The sequence below is a fragment of the Marinimicrobium hydrolyticum genome (genome assembly GCF_030848505.1).
In the GTDB taxonomy this organism is placed as follows: Bacteria; Pseudomonadota; Gammaproteobacteria; order Pseudomonadales; family Cellvibrionaceae; genus JAVDDU01.
In genome coordinates this window covers 1-1,338 of sequence record NZ_JAVDDU010000027.1, presented here as the reverse complement: position 1 = coordinate 1,338, position 1,338 = coordinate 1, and the positions used below count along the sequence as shown (strand labels likewise).

Annotated in this window: 2 protein-coding genes; both read right to left on the bottom strand. The window is 48.5% G+C overall.

Features of this window, described 5'->3' with window-relative positions:
* Window positions 1–138 precede the first annotated feature (138 nt).
* Window positions 139–531 (bottom strand): hypothetical protein, encoded by a 393-nt coding sequence (locus RBH33_RS17680; protein ID WP_306733549.1) that lies wholly within the window; start codon window positions 529–531, stop codon window positions 139–141.
* 7 nt (window positions 532–538) lie between these two features.
* A complete protein-coding gene (locus tag RBH33_RS17675; RefSeq protein WP_306733548.1) occupies window positions 539–1,306 on the bottom strand; it encodes a hypothetical protein in 768 nt (255 codons plus the stop codon).
* Window positions 1,307–1,338: the final 32 nt, after the last annotated feature.

Here is a 1,338-nt window from a genome sequence, read left to right as displayed (position 1 = left end):
GTGAGAAGGGGGGCGACACCCAATCCAGTCAACAATCCAATAGCCACATTCTTCAATGCTTTGCGTTTGATCACAGCCATCCCCCTTTGTCCGTAGCTAGCTTCTGACCCAGTGCCTTATACATACTCCAATTATCCCTCATGGTCCCATTGATGGCCCACTAGGCCCGATGTCCTCGTACTCCGCATCGATTGCTTCCCCGACAACTTCACCGAGGTCATTGAGATCTAGATCATTAAAACTGATTTTAGAGCTTCTTTCTTTTTCTAGTGCTTCTTGCGCAAGCGCTTCGTCGCTTTCGAGAAAATGTTCCAATCGTTCAGCAACATGCTTTGCGTTGGCGTAGTTTTTACTCACCAAATTGTGAAGGTCGGGTACAGATTCTCCTACATCGAGAGCCTTTTCGGCCATCATCGCCGGGTTAGCCAACAAGGCTTCGCGAGTGGATTGTTCGCTTCTTGTACGCTCAAGAGTGGCCCGTATCGCTCTGATTGATGTAAATCCATGCCAGTTAAAGTTTTCGTCAGTCATAATCCAGTCACTCCGATTGCAGCATTTCAGCCGCTCGCGCTTCTATTTTGGTAAATGTCTCTTCCGGTAGCGTACGCTCTGCGGCTGCCATGAAAGGCTTGGAGAGTTCGACACTTCTACTGCAATGACGGTGGCTGAGCACCGTCGCGAGTTCTGATTTGGCAGTCTCCCACTGCGCACTATTGCCATAGTAAAGCCAGTGCTTCCTATCATCGGTGACGATTGCTATGTACCAAAGTGCGTCCCTGATGGTTTGTCCAAACTCGATATTCCTTACGCTCGAAGGGGCAAGTATGACCCCATTGTCTTCTAAGCGTAGAATTCCACCCTCGACTTCAGGTAGCATATACCTATATGAGATCTCGGAAAGTGCTGATCTAAACTGCGCATCGCAGACATCTCTGTATACTTGACCCACCACACCACCCCCGGAAGTGGCACGATCCACAGCAGAACGTGTACGGCGTTCACAGAATGCATGCACAAACTCATCTATTTCTCGTTCGCACTGCGAAAAAGAGTAATCGGATTGATAGAGGTAGTCGATTAGGTTGTCAGTCCATTGCTCTCGACCTAACCTCTTTTTAACTCGTGTATCGATAAGCGCACCGCAGTTAATCCTTTCTCCCTTCCGGTCCTGCTTTGCAAAATGTTCAAATGCGTCCCAATCGTCCGCATCACTGGTGTAATCTGAGCAGGCAACTAGCGATACTGACAGCAGCGCGACTACAGATGTTCTTAAACTCCGCAGGTAGTGCATTAAACGAGTTCTCACTGATATCTCCTATTCCTGTTGATTCGCTTGAG

Excerpts from the sequence above, each read along its gene's own strand:
- RBH33_RS17680 (WP_306733549.1), bottom strand. The coding sequence starts at position 531 with ATGACTGACGAAAACTTTAACTGGCATGGATTTACATCAATCAGAGCG.